This window comes from Patulibacter americanus DSM 16676 (genome assembly GCF_000420025.1).
Taxonomy (GTDB): Bacteria; Actinomycetota; Thermoleophilia; order Solirubrobacterales; family Solirubrobacteraceae; genus Patulibacter; species Patulibacter americanus.
Window position 1 is genome coordinate 41753 of record NZ_ATUD01000001.1, and the last position, 14994, is coordinate 56746.

Annotated in this window: 15 protein-coding genes and 1 riboswitch; of the genes, 11 read left to right on the top strand and 4 right to left on the bottom strand. The window is 73.9% G+C overall.

Features of this window, described 5'->3' with window-relative positions; translation table 11 throughout:
• The first annotated feature begins 830 nt into the window (after window positions 1-830).
• Complete coding sequence (locus F593_RS0100175; RefSeq protein ID WP_022926744.1) at window positions 831-1214, top strand: hypothetical protein; 384 nt, start codon at window positions 831-833, stop codon at window positions 1212-1214.
• A gap of 255 nt (window positions 1215-1469) precedes the next feature.
• On the opposite strand, the gene F593_RS29605 is transcribed toward F593_RS0100175, so the two are convergent.
• Both F593_RS29605 and F593_RS21155 read right to left on the bottom strand, forming a co-directional pair.
• Entirely contained in the window at window positions 1470-1658 is a 189-nt protein-coding gene (locus F593_RS29605; RefSeq protein ID WP_169449138.1) for a hypothetical protein, read from the bottom strand.
• Window positions 1640-3010, bottom strand: coding sequence for a vWA domain-containing protein (locus tag F593_RS21155; RefSeq protein WP_022926746.1), 1371 nt, complete (start codon window positions 3008-3010; stop codon window positions 1640-1642). Before F593_RS21155 ends, F593_RS29605 begins: the two co-directional genes overlap by 19 nt.
• A gap of 400 nt (window positions 3011-3410) precedes the next feature.
• On the opposite strand from F593_RS21155, the gene F593_RS31015 reads away from it, so the two are divergent.
• Complete coding sequence (locus F593_RS31015) at window positions 3411-3671, top strand: type II toxin-antitoxin system Phd/YefM family antitoxin (protein WP_022926747.1); 261 nt, start codon at window positions 3411-3413, stop codon at window positions 3669-3671.
• Window positions 3668-4057 carry a PIN domain-containing protein gene (locus F593_RS21165; protein WP_022926748.1) on the top strand — a complete coding sequence of 130 codons (390 nt, stop codon included), beginning with the start codon at window positions 3668-3670 and terminating at the stop codon, window positions 4055-4057. Before F593_RS31015 ends, F593_RS21165 begins: the two co-directional genes overlap by 4 nt.
• 9 nt (window positions 4058-4066) lie before the next feature.
• Here the strand turns inward: F593_RS21165 and F593_RS0100200 are convergent, their stop codons facing one another.
• Window positions 4067-4420 carry a hypothetical protein gene (locus F593_RS0100200; RefSeq protein WP_022926749.1) on the bottom strand — a complete coding sequence of 118 codons (354 nt, stop codon included), beginning with the start codon at window positions 4418-4420 and terminating at the stop codon, window positions 4067-4069.
• Between the two features lie 290 nt (window positions 4421-4710).
• Between F593_RS0100200 and F593_RS27470 the strand changes: the two genes are divergently transcribed.
• The 7 genes from F593_RS27470 to F593_RS0100235 all read left to right on the top strand — a co-directional run bounded on the left by F593_RS27470 (window position 4711) and on the right by F593_RS0100235 (window position 12671).
• Window positions 4711-6858, top strand: a complete 2148-nt coding sequence (locus F593_RS27470) for a methyl-accepting chemotaxis protein (RefSeq protein ID WP_022926750.1) — start codon at window positions 4711-4713, stop codon at window positions 6856-6858.
• Between the two features lie 130 nt (window positions 6859-6988).
• Entirely contained in the window at window positions 6989-8227 is a 1239-nt protein-coding gene (locus tag F593_RS27475) for a CapA family protein (RefSeq protein ID WP_022926751.1), read from the top strand.
• Window positions 8228-8237: 10 nt separating this feature from the next.
• Window positions 8238-8609, top strand: coding sequence for a hypothetical protein (locus F593_RS0100215; RefSeq protein ID WP_022926752.1), 372 nt, complete (start codon window positions 8238-8240; stop codon window positions 8607-8609).
• 150 nt (window positions 8610-8759) lie between these two features.
• Window positions 8760-9743 (top strand): CAP domain-containing protein, encoded by a 984-nt coding sequence (locus tag F593_RS27480; RefSeq protein ID WP_022926753.1) that lies wholly within the window; start codon window positions 8760-8762, stop codon window positions 9741-9743.
• 395 nt (window positions 9744-10138) lie between these two features.
• Window positions 10139-10957: a CAP domain-containing protein gene (locus F593_RS0100225; RefSeq protein ID WP_022926754.1), complete on the top strand. Its 819-nt coding sequence runs from the start codon at window positions 10139-10141 to the stop codon at window positions 10955-10957.
• A gap of 179 nt (window positions 10958-11136) precedes the next feature.
• The gene (locus F593_RS0100230) at window positions 11137-11979 is read left to right on the top strand and encodes an SDR family oxidoreductase (protein ID WP_022926755.1); all 843 of its coding nucleotides are present in this window, start codon (window positions 11137-11139) and stop codon (window positions 11977-11979) included.
• 86 nt (window positions 11980-12065) lie between these two features.
• On the top strand, window positions 12066-12671 hold the full coding sequence (locus tag F593_RS0100235) for an HD domain-containing protein (protein ID WP_022926756.1): 606 nt from the start codon (window positions 12066-12068) through the stop codon (window positions 12669-12671).
• Between the two features lie 97 nt (window positions 12672-12768).
• On the opposite strand, the gene F593_RS0100240 is transcribed toward F593_RS0100235, so the two are convergent.
• Window positions 12769-13896, bottom strand: a complete 1128-nt coding sequence (locus tag F593_RS0100240) for a peptidoglycan-binding protein (RefSeq protein WP_157251434.1) — start codon at window positions 13894-13896, stop codon at window positions 12769-12771.
• A 5-nt stretch (window positions 13897-13901) separates the two neighbouring features.
• Window positions 13902-14058: riboswitch (cyclic di-AMP (ydaO/yuaA leader) on the bottom strand.
• A 174-nt stretch (window positions 14059-14232) separates the two neighbouring features.
• Here F593_RS0100240 and F593_RS29015 point away from each other — a divergent pair.
• Complete coding sequence (locus F593_RS29015; protein WP_084629194.1) at window positions 14233-14922, top strand: CAP domain-containing protein; 690 nt, start codon at window positions 14233-14235, stop codon at window positions 14920-14922.
• Window positions 14923-14994: the final 72 nt, after the last annotated feature.

The following is a 14994-nucleotide window of genomic DNA, read 5'->3' on the forward strand; positions in this document are numbered from 1 at the left end:
CGACGTCGCTGGCGCTCCCGTCAGCTACGTCGCGTGGCGTCGAGTCGCGGACTTCGCTCGCGACGCCCTCACCGCATCACGACGACCCGTCGAACGCGCCGTCCTCAGCGACCTACACACCTACGTCCGGAGCTTCGCGACCATGCGCGACGTCACCTCGAACCTCGTCTACGTCGTCTCCTGGGGACGGAGAAGCTCGGTATGTCCGGGCTGTCGTTCGCCGACGTCGTCATGGAGCGCGACCTCTACTTCTGCCCTGTCGGGAACGGCTGGCCGAAGGACCCGCCGACCTATTTCGGCTTCCGCTTCGACGGCCGGCTGCAGCGCGTCTCCTACGTCCGCAGCTACCAAGTCATCGCGGACCTGCAGCGGCAGGGCATTCCCGGACTCCCCGAGCTCGAAGGCAACCTCGAGTGGACCGGTAAAGACGGCGGGCCTCTGGGGCACTGGCTGTTCGACCTCGATCCCGCGATCCCTATCCCTCACGAAGTCCGCTCGGGCCGTCACGCCCGTAACCGCCACGTCACCGCCGCCCTGGACCTGCTCCTCACCAGCGACACCGTCCTGCAGGCCGCTGAACGCACCCGCGCACGCCTCGACGGTACCGGCGAAGCGGCCCCGGCTGGCGCCGGCGTGGACACCTCGACCCCGGCAACTGCGCAGACCGGTCCTAGCGCGCTGAGCTGGAGCGACCTCGGGGTCTCCCTCCAACACGACCCCATCGACCGTGAAGACCGCCCGGACCGCAACCCCGACAGCTGCAAGATCGTCAGCTGCGGCCCGCGGCTCCTGACCACCTCACCGAGCGGCATGTCGCTTCGCGGCTCGCGGTGGATCGTCGCCTCGAGCCTGACCGCGGCGGCGGCGAGCACTTCGTCGCCGCCGAGCTCATCAAGAGCTATGCCTCCGGCGGCCGGTCCGGGATCCTGCGAATCCTGGACGCCAGCCACGACCTCGAGGAGATCGTCGACGCAATCCGCTCCGAGCTCGACATGCACTTGCGGTCCGAGGAAGGGATCCCGGAGAACCGCAACGTCCCGGACATCGGTTTCCTCTCGGTCGAAGCGGTCGCTGACGGCCTCAACAACGGCACCGTCACCGGCGACCCGTCCTGGCAAGACCTTGATGAGCATGCTCGCTACTTCATGCCCGAAGGACCCGAGGACGGCTGGCCCCCGGCCGACGAGCCTTGCACCCTGACCTGGTCCGCCTGAAGCGTCGCCAGGTCTCCGCCCAGACGGGCAGGTGGTCCCTGCGCGCTGGACGCTACGGGTGATCGGGGGCTCAAGACCCATGCTCTCAATCAACGGATCAGCCACGGTGCCGTCCGGCACGTGTTGCCACGATCAGCCCGTGGCTGATCCGTCGACCGCTCCCTCCGCCTCCGGGACGGCTCCCTCGTCGGCCACGCCCGTCGAGCGAGTCGGGGTCCGGCCCGAGGATCTGACGGTCGTTGGAGCGGTGACCCCCTAATGGCGCCGCCCGCCGCCGCCCGCCGGCGGCTCGGCCCGCGACTGCTCCATGCGGGCGGCGGCGTAGCGGCGGCCGAGAGCACTGATCGCGAGGCCCGCGCCGAGGGCCAGCCCGACGAGCGGACTCTCGAGGAGGGTGCCGGCGACGAAGCCCACTACGAAACCGATCAGTGTCGGGACCACCATCGAGCGGTCGAAGGCAGCACGGCGGGACGGGGGCATAGCGGCGAGGGTACCCGCGGCGTCCGTCCAGGCGACGCGCCGCGGCCTCGTCCGTCCGCACCTCTGCCGCCGCCTCCCCTAGGCGGCGTTTTCCCCCTCGCCGCCCTTGCCGCGCTCCTCCCGCTCCCGCTTCGCCTCGCGCGCCTGCTGGGCCTCCCACGACATCCGCTTGCGCTGCTTCGCGTTGAAGAGCGACTCGTTGCGCTTCGCCGACCGCGCCGGTCCATGAGCGCGTCGGCCGAACCCGCGAGGAGCCCGCTCGCGGCGTCGCGGTCGCCGCGTCGCAGGGCGTCCGACGCCTCCTTGCGCGACTTCTGGGCGCGCTGGTACTCGAACTCGGTGCGGACGGTGGCGTTGGGGATGCGGCCCGCGGCCTCGTCGCCCGGGACGACGCCGACGTGGACGGGCACGTCGACGGTCTGGGTCTTGAGGGTCGCGACGTCGGTCCAGCGCAGGCGCAGGTCGCAGACGCGGGCCAGGCCCAGGTCGGCCTTCGCCGGGATCGCGACGCGCAGGAGCAGCTTGCGGTCCTCGCCGCTCATGAAGTTGCCCAGCTCGACGCGGAAGCCGCCGTCGACCTCGCTCACCGGCAGGTCGTTGTAGAGCGTGACGGAGCGGACGTCGGCGCTCGGCTTCACCGTCAGCGTCGCGGCCTGGACGACCTGGTCGAGCAGGCCGTCGACCTCGGACGCCAGCGCCGCCGCGGTCGCGTCGGCCTCCTCGGCGAAGTGCGCGTTGCCCGTGCCGCCGGCGGCGATCTCCGACAGCAGCACCTCGTCGTAGCCCAGGCCGATGCCGATGGTGCTGAGCGTCATGCCGTCGCGCCGGGCGCCCGTGGCCAGGTCGCGCAGGACGTCGGGGTCGGTGGCGCCGTTGTTCGCGTGGCCGTCGGAGAGCAGCAGCACGGTCGCGCCGCCGTCCCCCTTGGCGTCGCGGGCCTCCTCAATGCCGCGGATGAGGCCCGCGGAGAGGTTCGTGCTGCCGCGCACGTGGACGCGGTCGATGGCGCGCAGGACCGCGTCGCGGTCGGTCAATGGGCCGCACGGCACGTCGACCCGGACCTCGTTGTCGAACGTGACGAGACCGAACTGGTCCTTCGGGTCGAGCCGTCCCACGAGCTCGCGCAGCCCGCGCTTGGCGGCCTCGAGGCGCCCGCCGCCCATCGATCCGCTGCGGTCCAGCACGACCTGCAGCGTGTGCGCCGGCCTCGCCGCCTGGGCCTCGGACTGCGGGGCCTGCAGCTCGAGCAGCACGGACAGCTCGTCCTCGGCCTCGACGGCGACAACCTCGACGTCCAGCAGTGCGCTCAGGTGCATGACGATCCTCCTCGGTGGCGGCGACGGGCCGGGCGGACCGTCGTGAGGAGAGGGTCGGGACGACGCGACCAAACCTGACAGCGGTTTCAGCCCGCGCCGGCGGGCCTGAGACCCCCGGAGGCGCTCTTGCCATCGGGCGAACCCGGCATTCACCGGCCACCGGGGGCTGTGGGTCCATCGGGATACGTCGTCCTCCTCGTAGCCGAACCCGGCTGAGGGTCGACATCAGACCGGCACGGTTCGACGGTTGTCTCGCGCCTGGCAGGTAGCGATCGTCTATCGAATCTCGATGCCGTCTCCTCGCCCCTCCCGCCTGCAAGCCTCGTCCGTTACCACTCCCGTCGTGGGGGCGTGCACCTGGGATGAACCGCCGCGCCCAACTGCTACGTTCCGTAGCACCATGGCCGACCGAACGATCCCCCAGCGCGAGCTGCGCAACAACGTCGGCGAGGTACTGCGGGCGGTGGAGGCCGGCGAATCGTTCACAGTGACCGTGCGCGGGCGTCCGGTCGCGCGGCTCGTGCCGCCGGGTGACGGCCCGCGGGTCGACGTCGACCGGACGACACTCCTGCGAATCCTCGCCGCCCCCGTCGACGACGAGTTGGCCGCCGAGCTCGACGCGGCCGAGGCCCCGGTGGACAACCCCTGGCCCGCTACGTGAGCGGCTCCCTGTTGGACACGAGCGTGCTCATCGCCGGCACCGACGCGGTCGGGGCGGTGCTGCCGACCTCAGCCGCGATCTCCGTCGTCACGCTGGGGGAGCTGCACGCCGGGGTGAGGCTCGCCAGGACGCCGACGGCGGAGCGCATGCGCCGCGAGCGACTCGCGCTCGTGCGTGGAGCGTTCATGGCGCTCCCCGTCGACGACCCCACCGCCGAGCACTACGGCGAGGTCCTCGCCCTCGCACGGGTGCAGGGACGGACCGCGAAGGCAACCGACCTCCTCATCATCGCGACAGCGCTGGCCACCGATCGCCAACTCGTGACGCTCGACCATGCTCAGGGGCGGCTGGCCGAAGCAGCCGGCGTGATCGTTTCCGGCGTCTGACGTCGCCCCTCAGAACGAACTCTTGCTCTCCAGCTTGTCCGTATTGACGTCGAAGCAGAACTGGTAGCCCGAGACGAGCTCGTCCTTCTTGCCGTAGTGGATGCAGCTCGAGCCGACGGGCTTGTCGAGGCCGTCGATCTCGGTCGAGAACTCGTCGGCGCTCTGGGGGTCGCCGAGCTCGGCCTCCACGTCGGCCTTGCGGTCGCCCGTCTTGACCTGGCGGTACTGCTGCTCGGTGATGGCTGTGCGGTCGCTGTCCTCCTGAACCTCGTTCGCGGCGCCGCCGATGAGGGCCGCGCAGCCGGCCACGAGGAGGACGACGGCGAGGATGACGCCGAGGGCGATGTTGACGATGGTCTTCATGGTGCGGTCCTTGGGACGGGGCACGCCGGTCCGGACGTGCGGCGGACCGGCGAAGGGGTGCCGGCGGGGGTCGAGTCGCGCGGCGCGTCGCCGATCTGACACCTCCCGCCCACGGGCGCCGTGCCCACGCGTGTTCCGTACGCCCTCGCGGACCGGGATTGCACGGCGAATCCCTCCGTGCCGCACCGCACTTCAGATCCAGCGCGCCCGGCCGAAGACGGCTTGCGGTGGCCTGACCCGGAGCGGTCCGGCCCCCGTCCCGAAGTCGCCGTCTCCCACCCCGGAACCCCATGAACCCGTTCAAATCGCTCAGCACGAAGCTGAGCGCCCTCACCGTCGTCTGCGCCATCGTGCTCGGCGTCGCCCTGTCCGTGCTCGCCGTGCGGGCGCTCGACCACGCCACCGACGATTCGCGCGACCGGCAGGCGACCGCCGCCACCACGGCCGCGCGGACGCTCGGTAACGCCGCGATGTTGCAGGGCGACCGTCTGCGGGCCCGGCTCGAGGCCGCCGCGGCCGGCGCTCCCACGGCGCAGGCCGCCGCCCAGGGCACCGGGCGCGTTCCCGGCTCCGAGGCCGTCGCCGCCGTTGACGCCCAGGGGCGCACCGCGTCGGGCGCGCGTCTGGCCGTCGCCTCGCAGCTGGATGCCGCGAAGTCCTCCACGGGCGTCGCCGAGGTCATCGCCGCCGACCTGCAGGCCCTCGGCCTCGCCGACCGCGCGAAGATCGCCGTCGTCGAGAGCCCGATGGGGCGCAAGATCCCCGAGACGGAGATCACGAACGCGCTGGCGGTCGTGTCGTCCGTTCCCACGCGCGACGGCGGGCGCCTCATCGGCGTGCGCCTCGTTACCCGCGACGCGGCGCTCGTCGACCAGAACAGCCGCCTGATGGGCGACAGCGGGCTGAACACGATCTTCCTCGGCGACGTGCGCGTGATCACCACGGCGCGCAACGCGAAGGGCGCGCGGTCGATCGGCACGACGATGAGCCCCGCGGTCCACGACGTGGTCTACGGGCAGAACAAGGCGTTCACGGGCGAGGCGATGGTCGTCGACAAGCCCTACATCAGCCACTACGAGCCGATCCGCGACAGCGGCGGCAAGGTCATCGGCGCCTGGTACTCCGGCTACCCGAAGGGCACGCTCGAGGCCAAGGCCGCCGACGCGCGGCGCAACATGCTGCTCGCCGCGATCGTGCTGCTCGCGATCGTCGGCGCGGTCGCCGTGCTCGTCACCCGCCGGATGCTCGCGCCGCTGACCGACCTGACGCACCGCCTCGACGCGATCGCGGAGGGCACGATCCCCGAGGGCGCGCCCGTCGTGCGCTCGGACGACGAGCTCGGCCGGATGGCCGCCGCCTACGAGCACATGGTCGCCTACGTGCGCGAGATGGCCGAGGTCGCCCGTCGCATCGCCGCCGGCGACCTGCGCGACGACGTGCAGCCGCGGTCGGAGAAGGACCTGCTCGGCACCGCGTTCCAGACGATGACCGAGCGCCTGCGCCACCTGCTCGGCCGCGTGTCCTCCAGCGCGAGCACGCTGTCGGCCGCGACGCAGGAGATGGCGACGACGTCTGACGAGGCCGGCCGCGCCGTGTCCGAGATCGCCGAGGCCGTGTCCGACGTGGCCCAGGGCGCCGAGCGTCAGGTGCGCTCCGTCGAGGCTGCCCGCATGGCGAGCGCCGAGGTCAGCGAGGCGACGCGCTCGTCCGCCCAGTCCGCGCAGGAGACGGCGACCGCCGCCACCGAGGCGCGCCGCATTGCCGGTGAGGGCGAGAGCGCCGTGTCCGACGCGACCGCGGCGATGCGCGAGGTGCGCACGTCGTCCGACGAGGTCCGCGGCGCGATGCAGCAGCTCGCGGAGAAGAACGACCAGATCGGCGGCATCGTCGAGGCCATCACCGGCATCGCCGGGCAGACGAACCTGCTGGCACTCAACGCCGCGATCGAGGCCGCGCGCGCGGGCGAGCAGGGCCGCGGGTTCGCGGTCGTCGCGGAGGAGGTCCGCAAGCTCGCCGTCGAGTCGCAGGACGCCGCGAAGTCGATTGCGCAGCTCGTGCAGGAGATCCACGGCGAGACGACCCGCGCCGTGGCCGTCGTCGAGGAGAGCGCGGCGCGGTCCGAGGGTGGCGCCGCCACCGTCGACCGGGCCCGCGACGCGTTCGCGCGGATCGGTGCGTCCGTCGACGACATGGGCGAGCGTGTCGACGCGATCGCCGTCGTGGTCGACCAGATCGCCGCGTCGTCCCAGCGCGTCGAGGCCGACATGACCGAGGTCGCCGCCGTCGCCGAGCAGTCCAGCGCGTCGAGCGAGGAGCTCTCGGCCTCGACGCAGCAGACGAGCGCGTCGGCCCAGGAGATCGCCGCGAACGCCCAGCGGCTCGCGGGAACCGCCGCCGAGCTCGAGCAGCTCGTGAACGAGTTCACGCTGACGCGGTAGGGACCGACGCGGCGCGCCCGGCCAAGACGGCCGGGCGCGTCGGAATGGTTCCCCGGACCGACCGAGCGACCCCGGTGCGCCGGGCGACCCGGCCCCGGGCGGTCGTCGACTCGGGGAGGATGCGCGGTCCATGCCCGCCGCGTCGCCGCCCGTCACGACCATCCAGGCGCCCCCCGCGGTGACCGCGCCCGCCCCGGCCCCGGCGGCGCCGCCCGCCCCCGCGGCCGCACCAGCCCCCGCACCGACCCCGTCCCCTGGCCCCGCCCCCACCCCGCCCTCCCGGCGCGGCACGACCCGCGCCCCCGCGGCCGTCGCGCCCGGCGGCCTGCTCCGCCTCCGCGCCCGCGGCGTCGCGCTCCCCGCCCAGGCCCAGCAACGGGTCGGCCGCAAGTGGGTCCGCCGCGGCGACCCGATCGGCTCGGCGAGCGGGTCGACGTCCTTCCGCATCGGGACGAACCTCGGCCGCGAGACGTTCCGGCTCGTCGGGGCCGACGGCGTCCCGACCCGCGCGCGCCGCGTGCGCGTCCGCCCGCTCACCCTCGCCTCGGTGGGCGACATCAACCTCGCCCCCGCGCCGCTGGGCGCGATCGCCGGCGGGAACGTCGACGCGCCGTGGCGGAGTGTCGGGCCCGTGCTGAAGCGGGCCGACCTGGCGCTCGGCAACCTCGAGTGCGCGATCAGCCTGGGCGGGTCGCCGTTCCCGAAGCAGTACCGGTTCCGGGGGAGCCCGCGGGCGTTGCGGGCCGCGACGCGGCTGGCGGGGTTCGACGTGCTGAACCTCGCCAACAACCACACGGGCGACTACGGGCAGGGCGCGCTCTTCGACACGATCCGCAACGTCGGGCGCGCGGGCGCATCGGCCGTCGGCGCGGGTGCCTCCACCGCCTCCGCCTACCGCCCCGTCGTGCGGACGAAGCTCGGGCTGAAGGTCGCGTTCGTGGCGTTCAACGAGATCCTGCCGCCCGAGTTCCGGGCCACGGACACGCGGCCCGGCGTGGCGTGGTCGACCCCCGAGGCGGTGCGCGCGACCGTGCGGCGCGCCGCGGGGCAGGCCGACGTGGTCGTGGCCGCGTTCCACTGGGGCGACGAGCTGGCCACGCGGCCCAGCGGGCGGCAGGTCGCACTGGCGAAGACGGCACTCGACGCCGGCGCGACCGCGGTCGTCGGCGCGCACCCGCACGTGCTGCAGCCCATCGTCCGCTCCGGGGGCCGGGTCGTCGCCTACAGCCTGGGCAACTTCGTCTTCCCGTCTGGCTCCCCGGGCACGACGCGGACGGGGATCCTCGAGCTGCGGCTCGGGGCCGGGCGCGTCCTGAGCCACCGGTTCCGTCCCGCGACGATCCGCGGCGCCACGCCCGTGCTGCGGTAGGACGACGCCGATGGCCCGCCTCATCGTCGACGGCTCGAACGTCATGGGGTCGCGGCCCGACGGCTGGTGGCGCGACCGCGACGGCGCGCGGATCCGGCTGACCGTCGAGATCGACGAGGCCGCCGACGCGCTCTGCGCCGCGCTGCTCGGCGACCCGCGGGCCGACGTCGTCGTGGTGCACGACGGGCCGCCGATCGAGATGCAGCTCCTGCGCGTCTTCGTGCGGTTCGCCGGGCACGCCGACGACCTGATCACGGAGCTCGCCGCGCCCGGGGACGTCGTCGTGACGTCGGACCGGGAGCTCGTCGGGCGGGTCGAGGCACGGGGTGCCTCGGCGGTCGGGTCCGGCCGGCTCGTGCGGGCGCTGCGGGACGCCGGCTGACCCCGGGCCGCTCGCCGACGGCCGGTCGGTCGGTCCGTCCATCAGGTCGCCGTCGCCCGACGGTCCGCGGGGTCCGGTCCGCCCTCGACGCCTGTCGGATCACCCGATCGGGCGACTTCACCCCGAGACCGCCGGGCCGATCACCCGGGCATGGCTCACCGGCTCGCGCGCATCCTCGTCGCCCTCGGGGCCGCCGCTGCGCTGGGCACCGCCGCCGCGCCCGCGCACGCCGCCACCTCGTGCCCCGGCGCGGACGCCGCGCCGATGCTGATCGGGGCCGAGCGCAGTGCCGCGGCGCTCGGGTGCCTCGTCAACCACGAGCGCCAGGCCGCCGGGCTGGGGCCCCTGACGGCCGAGCCGCGCGTGGTCCAGGCCGCCCTCGGGCACGCCGCCGACATGGCCGCGCGGGCGTTCTTCAGCCACACGAACCCCGACGGGATCACCTTCGACCAGCGCGTCACGAACGCCGGGCTGAGCTGGGCGGCCGTCGGCGAGAACATCGCCCGGGGGCAGGACACGCCCCGCGAGGCTCTCGCGGCGTGGCTCAAGAGCCCGAAGCACTGCGAGAACCTGATGAACCCGACCTACACGTCGGTCGGCCACGGGGTCGTCATCGGGCTCGCCGGCCCCTGGTGGGTGCAGGACTTCGCGCGGCCGATGGGCGTGCCCGCGCCGCCGGCGGCCGGCGCCGCCTGCCCCCGCACCCTCGCCCAGCCGCAGCCGGCCGGCGCGCTGGACGGCCCGCCCGACGACTCCGCGTTCCCCGCCCCGGCGGCACCGGCGCCCGCGCCGGCCGTCAAGCCGGCGGCCCCGAAGCCCACGACGCCCAAGCCCGCCGCGCCGGCCCAGCCGGACGAGGCAACTGCGCCCTTCGACGCGGCGCCCGCGCCCCTGAAGGCCACGGCACGCCGGATCGGGCGGACGCTCCGCCTGCGGGTCGTCGTGCCACGCACGTCTGTCAGCCGCGCCCGGGTGGCCGTCCGCGTGACGCAGGCGCGCGGGACCGCTCGCACCGTGACCGCCCGCTGGGCCTCGGGCCGCGCCCACACCGTGCGGGTCAAGCTGGCGACGGCCGCCGACGGCCGGGCCGTGGTGCGGGTCGCCGGCCGGACGACCACCGTCCGCTTCGGCTGACGCCGCCTCCGAGGGTCGCGCCGCGGCCGGTCGGCCGGGCCCGCGGCGCAGTGACCTCCGCTGTCCGTACGTCCATCGCGTCTCGGGGCGTTGAGAAACGGTGCCGCCAGCCCGGAGTCCGGAGCGCCTTGCCGCACCCGGTCCTGTGATCGTTTTGAAACGAACCGGCCCCCGAGGACCGGACGCATAGCCGAGCATCTGACGGTCGCGACACTGAAGTGAGACGCGCCGTCTCGCGCAGTTTTTCCTGCAAAGACGCGCTTTATGTAGTCTCTGTGTCCACTCTCCACTCGGATCGCTGCGTCTAGAACACCCGACCTGCCGTTCAACGGTTTGCAATGCAACCTGTTGGAACGTGTTCGATTCTGCGCGAAAGTGGCGCCCGGCTTTTCGCCGTGTTGGCCATCGTCCTCGCACTGGCCGTCGTCCCCGCCGCCTCCGCCTCGGCCGCCTGTGCCGACGCCGACGCCTGGCCCGCCGACATCGGTGGGGCGCGGACCACCGCGGCCGTGAGCTGCCTGACGAACGAGTACCGGGCGTCCCTCGGCCTGCCGGGCTACGCGGTGGACGCGCGGGTGACGCAGGCCGCCCAGGCGCACGCCGACGACATGGCGACGCGCGGCTACTACGCGCACTCGACGCCCGAGGGCGCCGCCTTCACCACGTGGCTCGACACCGCGGGGGTGAGCTGGCAGGCCGCCGGCGAGAACATCGCGCGGCAGAACACGACGGCCCGCGACGTCGTGCAGGCGTGGATCGCCAGCCCTGCGCACGAGGCCAACCTCCGCGCCCCGAACTTCACGCAGGCCGGCTACGCCATCGCGTTCTCGGGCCAGTACGCGTTCGTCTGGGTCCAGGAGTTCGTCCGCCCGACCCCCGTCGCGCAGGCCGCGGCCTCGGCATCCGCTGCGGACACCGACACGGAGGACGAGGACGGCTACGACCTGGCCGCCGCCGCCCGGGAGATCGCCGCGAAGGCCTCGGCCTCGCGCTCCGGACGCACGCTGCGCCTGCGGATCACCGTGCCGAAGCAGCGCGCGTCGCGGACCCGTGTCACGGCCGTCGTCAGCCAACGCGGCCGGGTCGTGCGCCGGCTGTCCACCATCGGGACCACGGGCCACAACCAGATCCTCCGAGCACGGCTGCCGAAGGCGGCCGCCGGTCGTGTGGTGGTGATGGTCGGGACGAAGACCGTCGTCGCGCGGTTCCGCTGAGCGGGAGGTCCCTCCCCCATCCGGCCCGTCCGCGAGGCGGCGCCGCTCGTTCCCGGTAGGGACCTGCCGTCGTCGGGTACGCACGGGCCGAGGCCGACGACGGACGGCGCCCCGCCCCTGGCGAACGGGCGCCGACGGACCGTCGGCCGTGACCGAACCCTCGTCCCCAGGAGCACCCCATGTCCCCGCAGCCCCCGCAGCAGCAGACCCCTCCCGGAACCACCGGCGCGATGACGCCGAAGCCCGACCACGGCGAGGAGAGCTACAAGGGCTCCGGCAAGCTGACGGGCAAGTCGGCGGTCATCACCGGCGCCGACTCCGGCATCGGCCGCGCCGTCGCGATCGCGTTCGCCCGCGAGGGCGCCGACGTCCTGATCTCGTACCTGAACGAGCACGAGGACGCGAAGGAGACGCAGAAGTGGGTCGAGGACGCCGGCCGCAAGGCCGTGGTCGTCCCCGGCGACCTGCAGGACCCCGCGCACTGCCGGTCGATCATCGCCACGGCCGTCGAGGAGTTCGGCAAGGTCGACATCCTCGTGAACAACGCGGCGTTCCAGATGTCGCACGAGACGCTCGAGGAGATTCCGGACGAGGAGTGGGACCGGACGATCGCCACGAACATCTCGGCGTACTTCCACCTCGCCAAGGCCGTGCTTCCGCACATGCCCAAGGGCGGCTCGATCATCGGGTCCTCGTCCATCAACTCGGACAACCCGCGGCCCGACCTCCTGCCGTACGACGTCACGAAGGCCGGCGTCGCGAACTTCTCCGCCGGGCTCGCCCAGATGGTCGGGCCGCGGGGCATCCGCGTCAACAGCGTCGCCCCGGGCCCGATCTGGACGCCGCTGATCCCGGCGACAATGCCCGAGGACCAGGTGGAGAGCTTCGGCGAGCAGACGCCGCTCGGCCGCCCCGGGCAGCCCGCCGAGCTCGCCCCGGTCTACGTGCTGCTCGCCTCGGACGACGGCTCCTACGTCTCCGGCGCGCGCGTCGCGGTCACCGGCGGCACGCCGATCCTCTAAGGGGACGCCCGCGGCCCGTCCTCCACCGCGGACGGGCCGCGGGCCGACCACGACCGACCGGCCCCGGCGTAGGCTCGGAGGCGCCGATGCCCGAGACCTACACGGACCACCCGCGGCTGACGGCGCGCTTCGACGAGGCGTTGCTGTACGCCACGGCCCACCACCGGCGCCAGCTGCGCAAGGGCACGACGATCCCCTACGCCGCGCACCTGCTGGCCGTGGCGTCGATCGTGCTCGAGATGGAGTCGCCGGAGGACGAGGCGATCGCCGCGCTGCTGCACGACGTCGTCGAGGACGGCGGCGGGATGACGGCCCTGCGCGAGATCGAGGAGCGCTTCGGCGCCGACGTCGCCCGGATCGTGCTCGCCAACAGTGACTCCACGACGGGCGAGGGCGACCGGGGCCCGTGGCGACGCCGCAAGGAGGACTACGTCGCCGCGATCGCCCACAAGGGGCCCGACGAGCTGCGCGTCTCGCTCGCCGACAAGCTCCACAACGCCCGCTCCATCGCGATGGACCACCGCCAGGTCGGCGAGGAGCTGTGGTCGCGGTTCGCCACCGGCAACGGCGACGACGTGCGCTGGTACTACCGCGCGCTGCTCGAGGCGTTCACCGCCCGCCGCGAGGACCTCGGCGACGGGGGACTGCGGGTGCTCGAGGAGCTCGGGCGGACCGTCGAGGAGCTGGGGTGAGGCGGCGGGGGGTCCCGACGCGTCGGGACCCCCCTTGACCGAACGGCCGACCGCCAGGCGGGGAGGACCAGGAGGCCCGCCCCCACCCCCCGACCCCTCAGACCCGCTTGGCCCCCACGTAGTACTTCGACCAGTAGCCCGACGAGAACGAATGCTCCATCACGCCGTGCGAGGTCGCCGAGATCACCGACGTCGAGCTGGTCGCCACGCCCACGTGCGAGGCGCCGGCGCCCGCCGTGGAGAAGAACACGAGGTCGCCCGCCTGGATGTTGGCGCGGGAGACGGCCGTGCCCACGCCGTACTGGGCGAAGCTCGTCCGGGGCAGCGAGATCCCGGCCTTCTTGAACGCGTAGACCATGAGGCCCGAGCAGTCGAAGGAGGACGGGCCGTTGCCGCCCGAGGCGTAGGGCGCCCCGGTCTTGGCCGCGGCGGCCGCGACCGCGGAGGACGCCGAGGCGCTGCCGGCACCCGCGCCCGCGTCGCTCTGCGCGCGGTCGGAGGCGTGGCCGCCCGCGGCCGTCACGCCCATGCTGGCGAGCGTCGCCGGGCCCGGGACGCCGTCGGCCTCGAGCCCGTTGGCGCGCTGGTAGGCCTTGAGCGCCTTCGTGGTCTGCGGGCCCCACTCGCCGTCGGCGGTGACCCCGATCTTCGCCTGGACCTTGCGGATTGTCGCGGCGGAGAGGTCGACGTCCTCCGACGACGCCGTGCGGCTCTTGGACCGCGTGCTCTTCGGGGTCTTCGCCGTCGTGCCGACGCCGATCGCCTTTGCGGTCGCCGGGCCCACGACGCCGTCGACCGTCAGGCCGTGGGAGCGCTGGAACGCCCGGACGGCCTTGTACGTCGCCCGGCCGAACTCACCGTCGGCGCCGACGCCGAGCGCGCGCTGGAGCGCCTTGACCTTCGACCCGCTGTCGCCGCGCTTGAGGACGCCGGTGCTCACGCGGGCGGCCTGCGCCGTACCCGCGGTCACGGCCTCCGTCGCCGGCACGGCGAGCGTCACGCCCACCAGGGCGACCGCCAGGCGCGACCGTGCGCCCTGCTTCACGCCGACCTTGCGGGCGGCGGATGACTCGCGTCGGATCCGCGAGCGGACCTGCGACCGCTCGCAGAACTCGCCCTCGCCGAGATCGCGGTTCCCCGGGCGCGGGGCCTCGAAGGCCCAGGCCTCATCGGGCACCCCGACCCGCCACAGCTCGGTCGTGCTGCCCCTCATCGTCGTTGCCATCTGTGTGCTCCTGCGTGTGCGGCCTACGAGGTGAGCTGACGGGCTCGCGCGTTGCGCTACGCCGCAGATGACGGCGATTCGCCCCAGGGTCGACGATGACCCGAGTGGTTCCCCCGCTCCGCCCGCCCTCGAGGGGCGCGGCGAACTCGGCCTGAGTGGTTGTGTCCGGGTGCTGGAACACGACCCCGGCGCGGTCGATGCGGTCCCGAATGTGGCGTGGCGCACGGGACCCCGTACGCGCGCAGGAAGGGCACCGCGAGCGTCGTAGGCGGCCCGTTCGTCCACGAATCGGCCCAATCGGCGTGCCGGGCGCCAGGACGCGCTTCACTCCGTTCTATGACCGCCGTTCTCGCGCCCACGCCGGGCACCGCCGGGACGACACCCTCCCCCACCCCCGTATCGATCCGTCGGCAGCGCACCCCCGCCGCGCCGCGTCGGCGCACGCTGCTCGCCGCCCCCGTCCTCGCGCTCGCGCTCGCCGCCGGCGGTGCAGGCGGGCCCGCTGTCGGCCCGACCGCCGCGTCCGCCGCCACGACCTGCGCCGGCGCCACGTCGAGCGTCCGCGCACAGGGCCCGACGAAGGCCGCCGACGCCGTCCGTTGCCTCGTCAACGTGGAGCGGAAGGCGGCCGGGTTGCGCCCGCTGAAGGCCGACGCGCGCCTGGCCCGTGCCGCCCGCGCGCATGCCGCCGACATGGACCGCCGGGACTACTTCGAGCACGTCTCGCCCGGCGGGGCGTCGTTCGACGACCGCGTGAGCGCCCGCGGCTACCGCTGGTCCACCGTGGGCGAGAACATCGCGGCGGGCCAGACGACGCCGCGCGACGTCGTCCGCGCGTGGATCCGCAGCAAGGGCCACTGCCAGAACATCATGAGCCGTGCGTACACCGAGATCGGCGTGGGCGTCGTGGCGGGCGGGCCGGCGCCCTACGGCGGGCCGACGTGGGTGCAGGACTTCGCCCGGCCGCGCGGCACGAAGGCGCCCGGCGGGCCGTCCGTGCGCTGCTCGCGCAAGCCGGTCGTCTGACGCCCCGCGGGGCGCGTCCGGCGCCGCTCGGCTGGCCGGGTGAGACGGCCGCCTACGCCGTTTGGTCGCCCT

Excerpts from the sequence above, each read along its gene's own strand:
- F593_RS27470 (WP_022926750.1), top strand. The coding sequence starts at position 4,711 with ATGAACCCGTTCAAATCGCTCAGCACGAAGCTGAGCGCCCTCACCGTC.
- F593_RS27475 (WP_022926751.1), top strand. The coding sequence starts at position 6,989 with ATGCCCGCCGCGTCGCCGCCCGTCACGACCATCCAGGCGCCCCCCGCG.
- F593_RS21155 (WP_022926746.1), bottom strand. The coding sequence starts at position 3,010 with ATGCACCTGAGCGCACTGCTGGACGTCGAGGTTGTCGCCGTCGAGGCC.
- F593_RS29015 (WP_084629194.1), top strand. The coding sequence starts at position 14,233 with ATGACCGCCGTTCTCGCGCCCACGCCGGGCACCGCCGGGACGACACCC.
- F593_RS0100230 (WP_022926755.1), top strand. The coding sequence starts at position 11,137 with ATGTCCCCGCAGCCCCCGCAGCAGCAGACCCCTCCCGGAACCACCGGC.
- F593_RS31015 (WP_022926747.1), top strand. The coding sequence starts at position 3,411 with ATGGCCGACCGAACGATCCCCCAGCGCGAGCTGCGCAACAACGTCGGC.
- F593_RS0100200 (WP_022926749.1), bottom strand. The coding sequence starts at position 4,420 with ATGAAGACCATCGTCAACATCGCCCTCGGCGTCATCCTCGCCGTCGTC.
- F593_RS0100240 (WP_157251434.1), bottom strand. The coding sequence starts at position 13,896 with ATGGCAACGACGATGAGGGGCAGCACGACCGAGCTGTGGCGGGTCGGG.
- F593_RS0100215 (WP_022926752.1), top strand. The coding sequence starts at position 8,238 with ATGGCCCGCCTCATCGTCGACGGCTCGAACGTCATGGGGTCGCGGCCC.
- F593_RS0100235 (WP_022926756.1), top strand. The coding sequence starts at position 12,066 with ATGCCCGAGACCTACACGGACCACCCGCGGCTGACGGCGCGCTTCGAC.
- F593_RS27480 (WP_022926753.1), top strand. The coding sequence starts at position 8,760 with ATGGCTCACCGGCTCGCGCGCATCCTCGTCGCCCTCGGGGCCGCCGCT.
- F593_RS29605 (WP_169449138.1), bottom strand. The coding sequence starts at position 1,658 with ATGGTGGTCCCGACACTGATCGGTTTCGTAGTGGGCTTCGTCGCCGGC.